The organism is Sphingomonas sp. 37zxx (genome assembly GCF_000786205.1).
Lineage (GTDB): Bacteria > Pseudomonadota > Alphaproteobacteria > Sphingomonadales > Sphingomonadaceae > Sphingomonas.
This window is the reverse complement of the sequence record NZ_JROH01000013.1, coordinates 21,356-37,519: the sequence shown is the minus strand read 5'-3', so window position 1 is coordinate 37,519 and position 16,164 is coordinate 21,356. Positions and strand designations below refer to the sequence as shown.

The window sequence follows — 16,164 nt, the reverse complement described above, 5'->3', positions numbered from 1 at the left end:
GGGGGGGGGGGGGGGGGGGGCACCTTGGCCTTCCCACGCCAGTGCCGGCTTATGCCAGCGGCATCCCTTGCGCGGCGGGCAGTTCGGCGATGTCGGAGGAGGTCGCCCACAGATTGATGCCGCCATCCTGCGCCGCTGAATCGATCGCGGCGAGTTCGTCGGCGGTGAAATCGAGCCGCCTGGTGGCATCGAGCGAATCGTCAAGCTGCTGGACGGTTCGCGCGCCGATAAGCGCCGAGGTGACGCGCGGATCGCGCAGCACCCAGGCGATCGCCATTTGCGCCAGCGTCTGGCCGCGCTCCGTGGCGATCGCGTCGAGGCGGCGGATCGTTTCGATATTCTGATCGCTCAGCAGCGTCTGCGACAGCGAACCCTGGCGGCTGGCGCGTGCGCCCTCTGGCACGCCGTTCAGATATTTGTCGGTCAGCATGCCCTGCGCCAGTGGCGAAAAGGCGATGCAGCCGGTGCCCAACGCCGCAAGCGTGTCGAGCAATTCACGCTCGATCCAGCGGTTCAGGATCGAATAGCTCGGCTGGTGGATGAATAGCGGCACCCGCTCTTCGGCCAGGATCGCGGCGGCGCGCGCGGTAAGGTCGGGCGCATAGGATGAAATGCCGATATACAGCGCCTTGCCCTGGCGATGCAGTTGGACCAGCGCGCCCATTGTCTCTTCGAGCGGGGTCGTGGGATCGACACGGTGCGAATAGAAGATGTCGACATAGTCGAGCCCCATCCGCTTCAGGCTTTGGTCGCAACTGGCGATCAGATATTTCTTCGACGATCCGATATCGCCATAGGGGCCGGGCCACATGTCCCACCCCGCCTTGGTCGAGATGATCAGCTCGTCGCGGTGCGCGGCGAAATCGGATGCCATGACGCGCCCGAAATTTTCTTCTGCCGAGCCGTAGGGCGGGCCATAATTATTGGCGAGATCGAAATGGGTGACGCCGCGATCGAACGCGCGGCGCAGGATCGCGCGCCCGGTTTCGAACACATCGGTTCCGCCGAAATTCTGCCACAGCCCCAGGCTGATCGCCGGCAGCTTCAGCCCGCTGCGCCCGGTGCGGCGATAGGGCATGCCAGCGTCATAGCGCGCGGGGTCGGCAGCATAAGGGACGGGGAAGGGCATCGGCGATCATCCTTGTGGCGGGCGGCGAACAGGGGGCTTCCTAGCGCCGTTGCCCCGATGAACGCTACCGGGCGATGCCGGTTTCACGGCATGGCGATCAGCCCGCAGGCAGCTCGCGCGCCGCCGTCCCGGTTTCGCCTTCGACACGCTTTGCCGTCAGGACGAACCCCAGCACCGAAACCAGCATCAGCCCCCAGAATATCGCAATGAACGGCGCGGTGTTGCCCATCGCGAAGCGGGCGATCAGCGTCAGGATCAACGCTGCCGGCGCGCCCCACACCACGCCGTGCCAGGCGCCCAGCAATCGTGGTTCGTGCAGCCCGCGCCGCGCGCGCTTGCCCAGCCAGATGTAGACCCCCGATGCGCTGACGACGGTCAGCGCCAGCCCGAACAGGCAATAGGCGATCTTGACCGGCAGGCCGCCATAATTGCCGAAATGCAGCTTGTAGTTCGATGCCGCCGCCTGTTGCCCCAGCGCGCCGTCTGCAAGCCCGGCAGTGCCCCTGAAGCGCCCGGCGGCGTCGAAATCATAATATTCGCCAAAGATCAGCCGGCGCGAAATGCCGCCGACGATCTGGATGTGCTGCCCGGCGGTCAGCGGATCGTGCAGGATCGCATAGCTTATTTCGACGTCGGGATAGCGCGCCTGCATGTAGCCGAGCGCGGCGGCGACGTCGGGGGCGGGTGCCTTGGCGGGGTCCGGCTTGCCCTCGCCGCCGAAGATCGGGGCATAGACCGCCTCCAGATCGCCGCCATAGGCGCTTTGCGCCAGCGCATAGGCGGTGACGCTGGACAGGCCGATCGCAGCGCCGGTGATCGCGATGGCGAGGCCGAAGGGCAGTGTCCAGACGCTGAGCCGATTGTGCCAGTCGGCCAGCGCCACCCCGCCGCTGTGGCGCATCCGCAGGCGGAAGGCGTCGCGGAAGATCCGGGGGTGCGCCAGCAGCCCGGTGACCGACAGGGCGACCATCATCATGCCGAGCAACCCGACCAGCGTCATTCCCACCAGGCTGGGCAGGTGGAAAGTGTAGTGCAGCGCGTAGAGAAACTCGGACCAGCGGTTTTGCTCGGGTCGCGCGATTTTGCCCTGTGCATCGATATGCACCCCGCCGCTGTCGGTGGTGATCGTCGTGCGCGGCAAATCGGGCACCGGCAGATGGACGTACAGATGCGTGGTGACCGGCTTGCCCGCTTCGCTCGCCAGCACGGCTTCGACGCCGCGCTGCACCGCCTGCGGATCGATCCGCGTCATTTCAGGCGCATCGACCTGTTCGGCGCGCTGCCATTGCTGGTAGAATACCAGCACGGTGCCGCTGAGGCAGACGAGGTACAGCAACGCCCCCGCGAGCAGCCCGATCGCGGCATGGGCCGACAGGGCGTTTTTCACGGTGGCTGCATCCGGCGCGAGCTTCATGATCCCAGTCCTGTTGGTACAAAGGGTATGGCGGCCAGCATGCACGCGAGCAGGGTCGTGATCTGGCTTCGGCGGCGGGTCTGCATCAGCAGCGCAGTCGCCAGCATCGCCCAGGTGATCGGCACGGTGTAGAGCGCGGCGACATTGGCGTTCGCCTCGCCCCAGCCGAGCCACATGCCAAACCCACGCACCGAAAGGGCAAGCGCGACCGACGCGAAAAAGCCGCCGGGAACGACCATCACGAAGGTCGCGACACGGCGGCCGATGCGGCGCGGCTCCCCCGGCGGCGGCAACATGCCCGCGCGACGGCTGGGCGAGGCCGCGCGCCCTTGCGGCGAGCGCGCGGCGGCGATGGCGAGCGCGGTGAATGCCGCCGTCATCGTCACCAGTGCCGCGACCGCCACCCCCCAGGCCCCCGAATCAAGCCAGCCACTGCCGACCGAGGCGATCAGCGCCGCCCAGCCCAATGCGTTTATCGCTGCGCTGCGCTTTGGCTGCGACCAGCCATAGCGCAGCGCCGCAACGCCCCCGACCCCCAACATAGAGGCGGCCCAAGGGAAAATGGTCAGGGGCAGGGCGGCGTCGCCGGCCATCAGAAGCGATAGCCGAGCGTGCCGAACAGATTGCGGTCGGCTCCGTTGAAACAGTCACCCCGTGCCAGGCAGGCGGCGTAATATTGGTTGCCAAGCAGGTTGGTGGCGTTGACCGCGAAGCTCCAGCGCTGCCAGCGCAGTTCGGCAAAGCCATCGACCAGGGTGTAATCGGGGGTGGTGATGCCGGCGGGGAAGGCGGGGCCGAACGAGCGGTTCTCGCCGGCATAGCGAACGCCGGCACCGAGCCGCAGGCTGACGTCGCTGGGGAGCACAAAGCCGCGCGATGCCCAGACCGATGCATTGTGCTTGGGCACATTGTCGAGCTGGCGGTTGGTGCCGTCGATTTCGGCTTCGTTATAGCTGTAATTGGCGATCAGCTGAAGCTGGCCGGGCAGCATGGTGCGCGCTTCGAACTCGACGCCCTGCGATGTCAGTGCGCCCGCCTGGATCTGGTCGAACGGGGTGGGGGTGCTGTCATCGGCGATCGGGCGGTTGGTTTCCTTGATCCGATAACCGGTGAGGGTGATGATGCTGGCATCGTTGAGCTGATATTTGACGCCCAGCTCATATTGATTGCCGCGCTTGGGGATGAACGGGTTGCCGTTGCTGGCGACGCCCGCGATTGGTTCGAAGCTTTCGGTGTAGCTGAAGAAAGGCGATATGCCCGCCGCCATTTCACCGATCACGCCGGCGCGGAACGTGGTGGCGTTGTGCGTCACCCGTGCGCCGGTTGCGCCCTGGCTGGTCGCGCGGTCGCGGCGGGCACCGAGCACCACCGAGACGCGATCCCATAGCCGGATCTGGTCCTGAAGGTAAAAGCCGAGCTGGGTCTGTTCGACATCTTCGGAAACGCTTGGCGACGGCGGCATGCCTCCGCCGAAGTCGGACAGCGCATCGTAGTCGATGTCGTAAATGTCGATGTATTCGAGGCCGGCAGAGCGGAGTTTCTGCACATGGTTCCAGCTGTAATCGACCCCGGCGAGCACCAGATGTTCAACCGCCGCACCGGTGTTGAAACCGAGCTGAACATTGTTGTCGGTAGAGAAAATCTCCATCCGCGCCGTGGTGGCGTCATAATACAGGCCGATCGTACGCTGTTCGGGGTCAGGCACGGCCAGGCGGGTGACGGGGTCTATCACGGGCCTGCCGGTAACCGGATCGAGCAGGACATAGGGGTTGGCGGGATTCGAATAGCTGTTGGGATAATGGGTGAAATAGGTGAGGTCGCTGTCGATATAGCGCGCCTTCAGGCTGATCTTGGCATCTTCGCTGAAGCGGTGGTTGAGCATCGCGGTGCCCTGAAGCAGCCGCCCGTCATAGCGGTCCCAGCCCGGTTTCCCGACGAAGCGGTTGTTGGGCAATTGCCCGTTGGGGTTGGGCAGGATGGTGCCGACCAGCGGCAGGAATTGCGATGTCGAACCGCTGTCGTCCTCCTGATACAGGCCCAGCAGGGTGAGGTCGGTGTTGGCGCTCGGCGACCAGGTGAGCGACGGCGCGATCATGATCCGGTCGTCGGGGACGAAATCGGTCTGCGTGCCCGAATCGCGCACCCGCACCGCCAGCCGTCCGTTCAGCCCGTTGGTGATCGGGCCGGTAATGTCGCCCAGCACTTCCTTGCGATCGAACGAGCCATAGCGCACCGCAAGCTCGCCCGCCGCGACCGAGGATGGCAGCTTTGAATTGAGGTTGAACAGCCCGCCAAGCGCGCCCTGGCCGAACAGCATCGACGACGGCCCGCGCAGCAATTGCACGCTGTCGAAATTATACGGGTCAGCGCGGATCGTGGCATAAAAGCTGAAGACGTCGCGCATGCCGTCGCGGAATTGCAGCGCGTTCAGCCCGCGAACCATCGCACCGTCGACCCGGCTGTCGGGGCCATAAGGGTTGGTCTGCACACCGGCGACATAGGCCAGCGTATCGGCGATCGAGAGTGCGCCCTGCGCCAGATAGAGTTCGGCGGGGATGAGGGTTACCGGCTGCGGCACTTCGATGGCGGGGGTGTCGGTCTTGGTCGCGGCGTCGCCGGTGCGTCCCTGGCCGATGACGATGATGTCGCTGTCGCGATTGCTGTTGCTGTTGGTGTTGGTCGTCTGGGCCATGACGGGCGTCGCCGTCAGCGCGGTGAGAGACAGCAATAGCGGTTTGATCGAGTTCATGGTTCCCCCTGTTTCGGGGGCGGCGATAATGAGAGTCTTTCTCAATAGCAACGGCGATATTCGTTCCGAACGCGATTATGCGGGCGAGCGGGATCGCGCCCGGCGGGGTTTAGAAAATGCCCAAGAACTTCTTGCGGTCTTCGCCCTTGGTGGTTCCTGAATCACCTTTGCCGATATCGTCGCGCGCTTTGCCGTCACGGGTGCGCTGCGCCTTGGCGGTGGCTCCCGACAGGATCGGGCCGCAAGCCGCCGAGCTGGCGTCGCCGACATCGACGAACGCGAGCAAGGCGGCGGGCGGGGCCGCGAGCAGCGCAAGGCCCAGGCCCGCCCCCGCGCGGCCCAGCAATTCAGGGGAGACGACGTCGAGCGAGGGTTCGGAGAAATAGCCGCCGATGCCGACGGGGGATTGCGCCGAAAACAGGCTGAACTTCTTGCCGTCGGCGCGGAAGGCGAGGTCCATCTGTTCGGTCGCAAAGCTGAAGCCGCCGCGGCCGACGATCACGTTCTTGCGCGTGTCGATCAGGATCGGATCGGCGGCGGCGACGCCGCGGCGGACGGTGAAGGCGACCAGCCCGCAATTGATCCGCACCGGCTCCTTCAGCCGATCCTCGAACATTTTTTGCACGAACACCCCGAAATCGAGTTCGGCGAGCTGGACGTTGCGCGTGGTAAAGCTGCCCTGCGGAATGATGAAGGCGATCCGCCCGCGCGAGGTGGCGAGCGAATCGTGCAGCGTGTCGCCATCGCCGGTCAATTCGAGGCGGCCCTTCACGGTGCCGTTGGTGCCTGCCTCTGCAACACCGAAGCCGCCGAGCAACTGCGCCATCGGCGTCGCGCCGAGGCGGAAGTCGTAGGTGGTGCGCGCGGGGCGGCGGCGCCAATCGATCCGCACGTCCGAAGTGACCGAACCGCGCGCCATCGTGAAGTTGAAGGGCGAGAGCGCGAGCAGCCCGTCGTCGAGCGCGACGGTGACCGCGACGCCGCTGACCGGCACGCTGTCCGACCGCAGCCGCGCGACATTGTAGCGGACATCGGCATCGAAGGCGCGCAAGCCCTCGGCACGCAGCGTCGCGTCGGGGAGCAGCCGTGCAGGGGCGGCGCCCGATGCGCGCGCGGCGGTTTCAAAGCCGCTCTTGGCGACCAGATCGGGATTATAGCCGATGAAGGGCGCGACATCGACGATGTCGAGCGTGCGCGTCGCCAGATCGGCATCGATATGCACGCGGGGGCCACCGTTACGCACGGTGAAGGTGCCGGCGATGTCGCTGTCGCCGAAGCGCCCGGTCATTTGATCGAAGCGATAGCGATCCTCCTGCTTCACCAGCCGGGCGTTCAACCGATAAGTGCGGCTTTGCGGGATGACGATGCCGAGGATGCCGAGCAATTCGGCGGCGTTGCGCCCGCGCGCGGCGACGGTGAGCGGCACACCTTCGATCTCGGCCAGGCTGGGCAGCGTGCCGCCGACATCGATCCGGTTGTTCGCCGCGCGCGCGCGCATCACCAGCTGGTTGCGGCCGCGTGCGACGGTGGCATTGGGGGTGAGCAGCGCGCCGGTGAGCGTGAACGGGGTCTTGCGGATGCGGCCATCGCCGGTGAAGCGCACCGCATCGCCGATGCTGGCGTCCTGCGACGTGATCGAGGCGAAATCGAGGTCGGCGAGCAGATCGAGCTGCGGATCGCGATAGCGAAGCGCGGTCGATACCAGCTTGGCGCGATCGATCACCGGCATCTCGAACGGCTTGCCGCCGCCGCCAGTGTCGAAGGTCCAGCTATTGGCGGTGCGCGCGGCATTCCATTCGAGATCGAGCGAGGCGTCGGTAAGGTCGAGCCAGTGCATCCGCCGCTTGCCGAACAACAGCGATAGCGGCGCGATCCGCGTGTCGATGCGCTTGGCGGCGAACAAATGGCGCTGCGTCGTCCATTCGGGGTTCGATACCGTCAGCTCCTCGGCAAGGAACTTGATGTCGAAGGGGGCGAAATAGAGCTGGAAATCGCCGCCGACCTTGACCTGGCGTTCGATCATCGCGCCGAAGGTGCGCTCGAACGGCCCCTTTAGGAAGCGGCCCTTGGTGATGAACAACACCAGCCAGATCGCGGCGATCGTGACGAGGATGCCGATGACGATATTGCGCAGGATCCGCAGCGGGCGGCGGCGTTTGCGATCGGCTGGCTCGGGCGGCAGCGTTTCTGGTACATCATCCTGCATTACGCGCTGCACCATCTGCCAACCTCAATACCCCAAGGGCGGCATGTAGCGCCGCCGACCTTGCCATAGTATGGCTGGACGCTGTGACCGCAGCGCCTGCCAATTTCGTTTCCTTTGAAGGGGAACGCAGGTGTCGGGCCGGCGTTGCGCCGATACCGAAACAAAATCCGTATCCACCGAAGCAACACCGCGCCGGATCGGCTCGGCAAATAATTCACCTTCCAATATGGGCCTGAACCCCCACATGTTGCGTTGCAGCATACTGCGTCGGTATAGTCGCCGGCGGCAGGTGAGACGGGAGTATTCGATGCCCAGTATGGCAGAAACCATCGCACGGTTGCGCAGCGGATTGCCGATGGGCGATGCTGTGCCCAGCCGATTGTCGCCGCTGACGGGCTTTGGATCGAACCCCGGCGCGTTGCTCGGCTATTGCCATGTCCCCGCCAGCCTGTTGCCCAAGCCCGCGCTGGTGGTGGTGCTGCATGGCTGCACCCAGAATGCCGCGGGCTATGATCATGGTTCGGGCTGGTCCGACCTCGCCGATCGGCATGGCTTTGCGCTGTTGTTTCCCGAACAGCAGCGGGCGAACAATGCCAATGTCTGTTTCAACTGGTTCGAATCGCAGAATATTCGCCGCGATGCCGGCGAAGCGTTGTCGATCCGCCAGATGGTGGCGGCGATGTGTGAGCGCCATGCGATTGATCCGGCGCGCATCTATGTCACCGGGCTGTCGGCGGGTGGGGCGATGGCCAATGTCATGCTGGCGACCTATCCCGACGTCTTTGCCGGCGGCGCGATCATTGCCGGGCTTCCCTTTGGCATTGCGCAAGGCGTTCCCCAGGCGCTCGAGGCGATGCGCGGGCAGGGGCAGGCGGGGCCGGCCAAGCTGGGCGCGCTGGTGCGTGCGGCATCGCCGCATCTTGGACCTTGGCCAGCGGTGTCGGTTTGGCATGGCGCGAGCGACCGCACGGTGGTGCCCGCCAACGCCGCCGCGATCCTCGACCAGTGGCGCGACGTGCATCGATTGCCCGCCGTCCCTGCGCGCAGCGGCCTGGTCGCCGGGCATCGGCACCGCGTGTGGACCGATCGCGATGGCCGCGACGTGCTGGAGGAATATCATATTTCGGGGCTGGGCCACGGCACGCCGCTGGCGGTGACCGGCGACGATGCGTGCGGCGCGGTCGGCCCGCATATGCTGGAGGCGGGGATTTCGTCGAGCGTTCATATCGCCCGGCGCTGGGGGCTGTTGCGGGCCGAGGCGGCCAGCACACCGCCGCGACCGGCGGCCAGCACACCGCCGCGACCGGCGGCCAGCGCTGCATCCGCGCCTACCCCAGCCGCACCGACAGCCGCGCCGACCGCCGCACAGGCGCGCGCGGAAGCTGTCGGCAAATCGGTCGCCGATGTGATCGAACGCGCGCTGCGCTCGGCTGGGCTGATGCGCTGACCCACGCGGCCTTTGGTGCCTAGCGCGCCGCCCGTTGGGCAAAGCAACGAAACTTCAATCGGCTGACTGACCATCTCCCGCGCGCATTGATCGCGCGGGCGGCGTTGCCGTGGCCTGCCGGCATTTAGCCCGCCGCCGCGCTTTGCGCGCGCCAAAATCTTCGCGCCGCCAGCCACATGGCCCGTCCGAAGCCGCCACTACTGTAATTTTACGTAGAAACGGCCGGTCGGACCCCCCGCGGCTTGCGCCCTCTATAAAGAAGCAACGGTGGCGTCTTTCTGCCGGCATTGGTTTGCCGACCGGTTTGCAGCGTCGACTGTCGAAACACGTCCATTGCTTAAGGATTGACTGTGAAGCGAATTGCCTTGTTGCTCTCTGTTTCCTCGTTTGCGGTCGCCAGTGCTGCGGCGGCCCAGACCACGGCTGCCCAAACCGCGACCAGCGAAGAGGCTGCCGCGTCGGTAACCGACAAGCCTGCCGAGGAAGCGTTCTCCACCGGCGTCGCCAAGGGCCGCGACCTGCTCGACAGCGCGATTTCGACCAGCGCGCTGAAGGGCACCGAAATCGACAAGATCGGCGCACGCTCGCTGGGCGAGGCGCTTCGCAACATTCCGGGCGTTCGCGTCGAATATGCCGTGGGTGAAGGCAACGCCAATTTCACGATCCGCGGTCTGCCGATGTCGGGGACTGGCTCCAAATATCTGCAGTTGCAGGAGGACGGCCTGCCGGTGATGGAATTCGGTGACATGCAGGGCGTTGGCCCCGACATGTTCATGCGGATGGACCTGAACGTCGCACAGGTACAGGCCATTCGCGGCGGCTCGGCATCGACCTTCGCATCGAACGGCCCGGGTGGCGTGATCAACCTGCTGTCGAAGACCGGCGACGTCGAAGGCGGCGCGGTACAGACGACGGTTGGCATCAACTATGGCGAATATCGCGTCGATGGCGATTTCGGCCACAAGCTGAGCGACACGCTGCGCTTCCACATCGGCGGCTATTTCCGCCAGGGCGAAGGCCCGCGCGACATGGGCTATGACGCCTATCGCGGTGGGCAGGTGAAGTTCAACGTCACCAAGACATTCTCGAACGGCTATGTCCGCGTCTATGGCAAGTATCTGAACGATATCACGCCGCAGAACCAGGCAATTCCGGTGCGCGTCAGCGGTACGAATGCCGACCCGGTCTTCACGAGCTTGCCCGGTTTGGACATCAAAACCGGATCGCTCTACACGCCGAACAACACGACGATCCTGGGGCTGGACACCGCGAACAACGTCAAGCGTGCCGATGTTCGCGACGGCCAGAAAGCTGTCGCCAAGTCGATCGGCTTCGAGTCGCAGTTCGATTTCGGCGAGTGGACGGTCAGCAACAAGTTCCGCTATGCCGACATGTCGGGCAACGCCAACCAGAACCTCCCGCTGGCAGTGGCTCCCGCAGCCGCACTTGCACTAGGCAATGGCGGCCCCGGCGCGATCTTGTCCTATGCCAACGGTCCAATGGCTGGCCAAGCGATCACCAATCCTGCCGGACTGAACGGCAATGGCTTGCTGTCGCAGTCGATCTTGATCAATCGCACCGCCAACAGCCTGAACAACGTAACCAATGACTTCCGCGTCAGCCGCGTGTGGCGGATCGGCGATGGCAACTTTACGACTACTGCCGGTTTCTACAAGTCGTCGCAGGACTACAAGGTCGACTGGATGATCAGCACGGTCTTGCAGGACGTTGTTGGCGGCGGCAACTCGGCACTGATCGACATCACCACGGCGGCTGGCGTGCCGGTGACGCAGGGCGGCTACCTGTCGTACAATGTCGCCAGCGGCTATGGTCATCGCAGCTATGACATGAATTATGCGGTCAACGCGCCCTATGCCTCGGTCAACTATCACATCGGCAAGATCGCGATCGGGGGTAGCGTCCGCTATGATTTCGGCAAGGTCAGCGGCATGGTATTTGGTCGCGAACTGGGCGGGGGTCGGGTTGGCTTGGCCGCATTCGACATCAACGCCAATGGCCAGATTTCACGCGCGGAGCAGCAGACTGCAATTCTGCCGCTGGGTCAGCCTGGTCGCGTCGACTATAACTATGGGTATCTGAGCTATTCGGGCGGCGTCAACTTCCGTATTGCCGAGCCACTGGCGATGTTTGCCCGCTATAGCCGCGGCGGTCGCGCCGCAGCCGACAAAATCCTGTTCACCCCAGCCGTCAATTACAACAGCGGCGAACTGGTGAACGATGACAGCGCGTTCGACACGATCAAGCAGGCCGAAATCGGGCTGAAGTTCCGCAAGAACGGGTTTACCGCCAACATCACGGGGTTCCAGGCCAAGACCGGCGAGCGCAACTCGCAGGTAACCAGCAATCCCGATGGCTCGGCGACCGTCATCAACATCGTTCGGTCCTATGACGCCAAGGGTGTCGAGGTCGAAGCGGGTGTGCAATATGGTGTGTTCAGCCTGACGGCTGGCGCAACCTACACCGACGCCGAGATTTCGGATGACGTCAATAATGCCGCGATCATCGGCAACACGCCGCGCCGCCAGCCCGACCTGCTGTTCCAGGCGACCCCACAGGTCGAACTGAAGCATGTCACCTTCGGCGCGAGCATCGTGGGTACGACCAGCAGCTTTGCTCAGGACGTCAACAACCTGACGCTGCCTGGCTACACGCTGGTCAACGCCTTTCTGCAGGTGCGCCCGATCGATCGGGTCCAGCTGATGCTCAACGTCAACAATCTGTTCGACACACTGGCGTTCGCCGACATCACGCAAGGCACGATCCCGGCAAGCGGCATCGTTCTTGGCCGTGCGTATAACGGCCGCACGGTGTCGGGAACGATCCGGTTCGCGTTTTAACCGACACGCCGGCCGGGGCGCTCACGCGCACCGGCCAGCATTTTTAGGCCCTTCGATACCGACTGAGAGATCCCGTAATGTTCAAATCCATGAAGATACCCAGGAAGCTGGCGCTATCGTTCCTCATCATTTGCGTTTCCGCCGCAGCGATGATGGCGGTGTTCTTCACGAACATCACGTCGATCCGCAACGCATCCGACAGCAACAACCTTGCCCAGGAAATCCATGCCAAGGCGCTGACGCTCGAAACGTCGCTGTTGCGGCAGAACAGCCAGATGCGTGGCTATTTGGTAACGTCGGACCCGACCTATCTGAAGTCTTATGACGAGGCGCAGGTCGAATATGACAAGACATCGATCGAGCTTGAGGAGCTGCTGACCGAGCCGACTCTCAGCGCCGCGCTGTTGAAGTCGCGCGCCGAGACGCTTGCCTGGCGCAAGGACTGGGGCGATCGCCTGATCTCGCGCGTGAAATCCGGCGAGCGCGAAGCCGCACAAGCCGAAGTTCGCGCGGCGGGCAAGGCGGTGTTGACCAGCGACGCGGTGCTGCCGCTGCGCGACATCCGCTCGGCCCAGGTTGAGCTGATCGATGAAAATTCGGCGCTGCAAAAGGGTGCGATCGCCTCGGCGGTCACTGTGCTGATCGTCGGCGGTATCGCGCTGATCGCGATCGCCATCGGGCTTGCCTTCATGCTTGCCCGCCTGATCGCACAGCCGGTGTCGCGCCTGACCAAGACGATGGCCGATCTGGCCGCCGGCAATAACGATGTGTCGGTTCCCGACGTTGATCGCGCCGATGAACTGGGCGACATGGCCCGCGCCGTGCTGGTGTTCCGCGATGCAGCCATCGCCAAGGATGCATCCGATCGCGCCTCTGCCCGTGCCGAGGCCGAGCAGAAGATGGTGGTCGACACGATTTCGACGCATCTGTCCGAAGTCGCCGAGGGCAATCTGACCGCCGAGATCAACCGCGAATTCCCGTCCAACTATGCGGTGGTGAAGAGCAATTTCAACGCGGCGGTGTCGTCGCTGCGCGAACTGATCTCGTCGGTTCGGGAATCGACCGAATCGATCCGCACCGGATCGGGTGAAATCGCCCAGGCTTCGGAAGACCTGGCGCGCCGCACCGAGAGCAACGCTGCCAACCTAGAGGAAACCTCGGCAGCGGTGACGCAGATGGACACCCGCCTGAAGACGACGGCACAAGCCGCGACGCGCACTGCCCAGCGCGCCAACGGCACGATGACCAGCGTCGCCGATGGCCGGACCACGGCCGATCAGGCGGTGCAGGCGATGAGCCGCGTTTCTGACAGCGCCAAGGGCATCGACAGCGTGATCGAGGGGCTCGACAAGATCGCGTTCCAGACGCGGGTTCTGGCGATGAACGCGGCGGTCGAGGCCGGACGGGCCGGCGACGCGGGCCGCGGCTTTGCGGTGGTCGCCGATCTCGTCTCGGCGCTGGCGATGCGCGCCGAGGAAGAAGCCGGCCGCGCCCGCGACCAGCTGAGCGCTACCCAGGCCGACATCATCACCGCGGTCGAGGCGGTGCACAAGGTCGATGGCGCACTGGCAGATATTTCGACCGGGGTGGTCGAAGTGAACGAACTGCTGGGCAATATCGCCAGCGACAACCAGGCACAGTCGAGCGCGATCACCCAGATCAGCTCGGCGATCGCGACGATGGATCATGCGACCCAGCAAAATGCCGCGATGGTCGAGCAGACATCGGCAGCCGCGCGCAACCTGGCGACCGAAGTGCGCGGGTTGTCCGAACATGCCGGCCGCTTCAACGTGGGCATGCCGGCGGCGATCGACGGATATGCGACCAAGGTCCGCTTCTCTGGCGCAACCAAGCAGCTTCCTGCTGCCGCGGTAGCCGCGCTGGTTCGCCCGGCGGCGGATACGGATGACTGGCAGTCATTCTGATGCTGTTGCCGCGTCGCCCGGATCAGGTGATCCGGGCGACGCCGACCAATCGAATTGCCCGCAAGTGGGGACGGGAACCAATATGAACATGTACGCACCGATCCCTGAACAGGGCGCGTTGTGGCGTCATGCCAAAGTTGCGCGCGATCTTGGCTCGCCTTTTGTCGCAGCGGTGCTCGAGGCTGGCCAGCGCCAGCTCGATCGCGCCCCGCGAACCGCCGCGATGGTCCGCAACTGGCCGGGCGACCCTTCGTGCGATGCGGTGGCGATGCGCTTCAACGCGGCACTCCACGCGCTTGCCCGCAAGGGTCAGCCGCCGGCGCTCCAGGCGCTCTATGCAACGCAGCATGATGATTTCGACGGTGCGATCGGCGAAGCACTGGCGGCGAATGACCAGTTCATCGCGACATCGCTGCGCGACACGCCGCAAACCAACGAAGTCGGTCGGTCAGGCGCTATCGCCGCTGCCCTGATGGTGGCGCATCACGCCTTTGGCCTGCCCTTCGAACTGCTCGAGATCGGATCGAGCTGCGGCCTGAATCTCAATCTGGGCCGCTATGCTTTTCAGTTGGGCAACACCAAAGCGGGCGAGGCCGATTCGCCGGTTCGGGTCGCACCCACCTGGTCCGGCGCACAGCTTGTCGGGGCACCGATCGACATCGTCGATGCGCGCGGCACCGATCTCAAGCCATTGCGCGCCTGTGATCTGGCGACGCGCGATCGGCTGCTGTCCTATATCTGGGCCGACCAGCCCGAGCGGGCGCGCCGGCTGGAACAGGCGCTCGACCTGGCGCAGCAACACCCGCCGCGGGTCGATTGCCAGGATGCCGGCCCGTGGCTGATCGATCGCCTTGCCGAACCGCAGCGACAGGGCGTCTGCCGCGTCGTATTCCATTCGATGGTGCTGCAATATCTGCCCCCGGCAAACCGCCAGGCCATCGCCGACACTATTCGCCAGGCAGGCGCGCGCGCCACGCTGGGCCGCCCGCTGGCGTGGATCAGTTTCGAATGGACCCCGCAGCGCGACGATGTGCAATTGCTGCTGACCACCTGGCCATATGGCCAGACCCGATTGCTGGCGAGCTGCCACGCTTATGGTGGCTGGATCGACTGGCGCGGGTAGGTCGGGCGCTTGGGGGCCGCTATTTGGCGGTTTGGGTGAGCGGCGCAATCCGGTCGCGCAGGATGGCGGCGAAGCGGTCGATCGGGCAAGCTTCGCTGCAGCCGGGGATGGTGAGCCGTTGCCGCTCCACGCTTGCCGCGCCCGAACGGATCGCGGCCAATGGCTGCACCCGATAGGACAAACGGACGAACAGGGCGTCGCCATCGCGCAGCCGCTCAAAAACCAATGCGCCGCCCGGCGCGACGTCGTTACGGGCAAAGCCGGTCGCATCGAGGTCGACGCCAAGCGCCGCCGCCAGCGCCGCCACATTCGTGTCGTGCCCGACCAGCATTTCGATGCGCGGGCCGTCGCTAGCGTTGAGCGTCGTCAGGATGTGCTGGCCGATCGGCCCGGCCTGGTGCGCCGCCATATAGGGCGATCGGGCGAACACGTCGAACAAGGCGGCGTGCAACACGCCCAGATCGCGGATCGTCGCGGCGTCGGCGCGGCCAAAGCCGACCTGCGACAATGGCATGCCCTCGGCATATTGCAGCAACAGCACTTGCGCGGTGCCCGATGTCGATCGGATCGGCCCGGTGAAATCGATGCCGTTGCCGTTGGCCGAGGGTTTCAGCGTTGCCGGTCCCGGCGTGCTGCATCCTGAAGGGTCGCCGCACCCAAGCACCTGGTCGAGCCGCGCTATCAGCGATGCGTGGCGTGCGGTCAGTGCATCGACGCCGCCGGTATAGGCCTGGATCGCCGCAACCGCGCGGGTCGCATCGAATCCAGTCGCGCCGGCGCGCAGCGGTTCGAACAGCGGATCGACCCGGCGTTCGTCCAGATGGCCGACCGTTATGCCACAGCCGGGTGCCAGCGCGTCGGCCCAAGCCTGTCCGGTGGCGATGGTGCGCTGTGGGGTGTTGGTCCACACCCGGACGCTGTCTGGTGCGGGGCAGGCTTTGCTGGTCAGCCAATGCCGATCATGCCGGGCGAGCGAGGCGATTGCGGCGGCACCATGCGCCGTCAGATATTCGGGGGCGACCGGCCATGCCGGCCATTTGCCGTTGGCGCGCGTGTCGGCCGGCACTTCGCCGTTGATCGGCGCGCGAACGCCGTGCCGCATCACCATCACCACCCGTTCGACCTTTGGCGCGGCGGCGGCGGCGATCGGTAGCAACGATAGCGCCGCAGCGGTGAGGGCGGTCAGGCGACGAAGGGCGTTATGCATGGGATCGGCCTATAGCAATATGGGATCGGATGCGGCGCATCCGAAAAGGACAGGGCGACGAGACGGCGTATCCGCACTCGCCGCCCTGCAATCAGGACATGCTTTT

Annotated in this window: 10 protein-coding genes; 4 read left to right on the top strand and 6 right to left on the bottom strand. The window is 65.0% G+C overall.

The window, feature by feature from the left end:
• Positions 1-49: 49 nt before the first annotated feature.
• The 5 genes from mgrA to QU44_RS08090 all read right to left on the bottom strand — a co-directional run bounded on the left by mgrA (position 50) and on the right by QU44_RS08090 (position 7,513).
• The gene (mgrA, locus tag QU44_RS08110) at positions 50-1,129 is read right to left on the bottom strand and encodes an L-glyceraldehyde 3-phosphate reductase (protein WP_033921427.1); all 1,080 of its coding nucleotides are present in this window, start codon (positions 1,127-1,129) and stop codon (positions 50-52) included.
• Positions 1,130-1,226: 97 nt separating this feature from the next.
• A complete protein-coding gene (locus QU44_RS08105; RefSeq protein ID WP_052134491.1) occupies positions 1,227-2,543 on the bottom strand; it encodes a PepSY-associated TM helix domain-containing protein in 1,317 nt (438 codons plus the stop codon).
• Positions 2,540-3,085, bottom strand: coding sequence for a hypothetical protein (locus QU44_RS08100; RefSeq protein WP_156141030.1), 546 nt, complete (start codon positions 3,083-3,085; stop codon positions 2,540-2,542). Before QU44_RS08100 ends, QU44_RS08105 begins: the two co-directional genes overlap by 4 nt.
• Positions 3,086-3,135: 50 nt before the next feature.
• Positions 3,136-5,292, bottom strand: coding sequence for a TonB-dependent siderophore receptor (locus QU44_RS08095; RefSeq protein WP_033921425.1), 2,157 nt, complete (start codon positions 5,290-5,292; stop codon positions 3,136-3,138).
• A gap of 109 nt (positions 5,293-5,401) precedes the next feature.
• On the bottom strand, positions 5,402-7,513 hold the full coding sequence (locus QU44_RS08090; RefSeq protein WP_231621667.1) for an AsmA family protein: 2,112 nt from the start codon (positions 7,511-7,513) through the stop codon (positions 5,402-5,404).
• Positions 7,514-7,805: 292 nt separating this feature from the next.
• Between QU44_RS08090 and QU44_RS08085 the strand changes: the two genes are divergently transcribed.
• The 4 genes from QU44_RS08085 (at position 7,806) to QU44_RS08070 (ending at position 14,851) form a co-directional block, all read left to right on the top strand.
• The gene (locus QU44_RS08085; protein ID WP_033921423.1) at positions 7,806-8,945 is read left to right on the top strand and encodes an extracellular catalytic domain type 1 short-chain-length polyhydroxyalkanoate depolymerase; all 1,140 of its coding nucleotides are present in this window, start codon (positions 7,806-7,808) and stop codon (positions 8,943-8,945) included.
• Between the two features lie 350 nt (positions 8,946-9,295).
• Complete coding sequence (locus QU44_RS08080; RefSeq protein ID WP_033921421.1) at positions 9,296-11,803, top strand: TonB-dependent receptor; 2,508 nt, start codon at positions 9,296-9,298, stop codon at positions 11,801-11,803.
• 77 nt (positions 11,804-11,880) lie between these two features.
• Positions 11,881-13,728 (top strand): methyl-accepting chemotaxis protein, encoded by a 1,848-nt coding sequence (locus tag QU44_RS08075; protein WP_033921420.1) that lies wholly within the window; start codon positions 11,881-11,883, stop codon positions 13,726-13,728.
• An 82-nt stretch (positions 13,729-13,810) separates the two neighbouring features.
• The gene (locus QU44_RS08070) at positions 13,811-14,851 is read left to right on the top strand and encodes a DUF2332 domain-containing protein (RefSeq protein WP_033921419.1); all 1,041 of its coding nucleotides are present in this window, start codon (positions 13,811-13,813) and stop codon (positions 14,849-14,851) included.
• 19 nt (positions 14,852-14,870) lie between these two features.
• Here the strand turns inward: QU44_RS08070 and QU44_RS08065 are convergent, their stop codons facing one another.
• Positions 14,871-16,058 carry a histidine-type phosphatase gene (locus QU44_RS08065; RefSeq protein ID WP_033921418.1) on the bottom strand — a complete coding sequence of 396 codons (1,188 nt, stop codon included), beginning with the start codon at positions 16,056-16,058 and terminating at the stop codon, positions 14,871-14,873.
• Positions 16,059-16,164: the final 106 nt, after the last annotated feature.

What these genes read in the sequence shown, in the direction of transcription:
- mgrA (WP_033921427.1), bottom strand. Translation starts at nt 1,129, where the DNA reads ATGCCCTTCCCCGTCCCTTATGCTGCCGACCCCGCGCGCTATGACGCT.
- QU44_RS08105 (WP_052134491.1), bottom strand. Translation starts at nt 2,543, where the DNA reads ATGAAGCTCGCGCCGGATGCAGCCACCGTGAAAAACGCCCTGTCGGCC.
- QU44_RS08100 (WP_156141030.1), bottom strand. Translation starts at nt 3,085, where the DNA reads ATGTTGGGGGTCGGGGGCGTTGCGGCGCTGCGCTATGGCTGGTCGCAG.
- QU44_RS08095 (WP_033921425.1), bottom strand. Translation starts at nt 5,292, where the DNA reads ATGAACTCGATCAAACCGCTATTGCTGTCTCTCACCGCGCTGACGGCG.
- QU44_RS08090 (WP_231621667.1), bottom strand. Translation starts at nt 7,513, where the DNA reads ATGGTGCAGCGCGTAATGCAGGATGATGTACCAGAAACGCTGCCGCCC.
- QU44_RS08085 (WP_033921423.1), top strand. Translation starts at nt 7,806, where the DNA reads ATGCCCAGTATGGCAGAAACCATCGCACGGTTGCGCAGCGGATTGCCG.
- QU44_RS08075 (WP_033921420.1), top strand. Translation starts at nt 11,881, where the DNA reads ATGTTCAAATCCATGAAGATACCCAGGAAGCTGGCGCTATCGTTCCTC.
- QU44_RS08070 (WP_033921419.1), top strand. Translation starts at nt 13,811, where the DNA reads ATGAACATGTACGCACCGATCCCTGAACAGGGCGCGTTGTGGCGTCAT.
- QU44_RS08065 (WP_033921418.1), bottom strand. Translation starts at nt 16,058, where the DNA reads ATGCATAACGCCCTTCGTCGCCTGACCGCCCTCACCGCTGCGGCGCTA.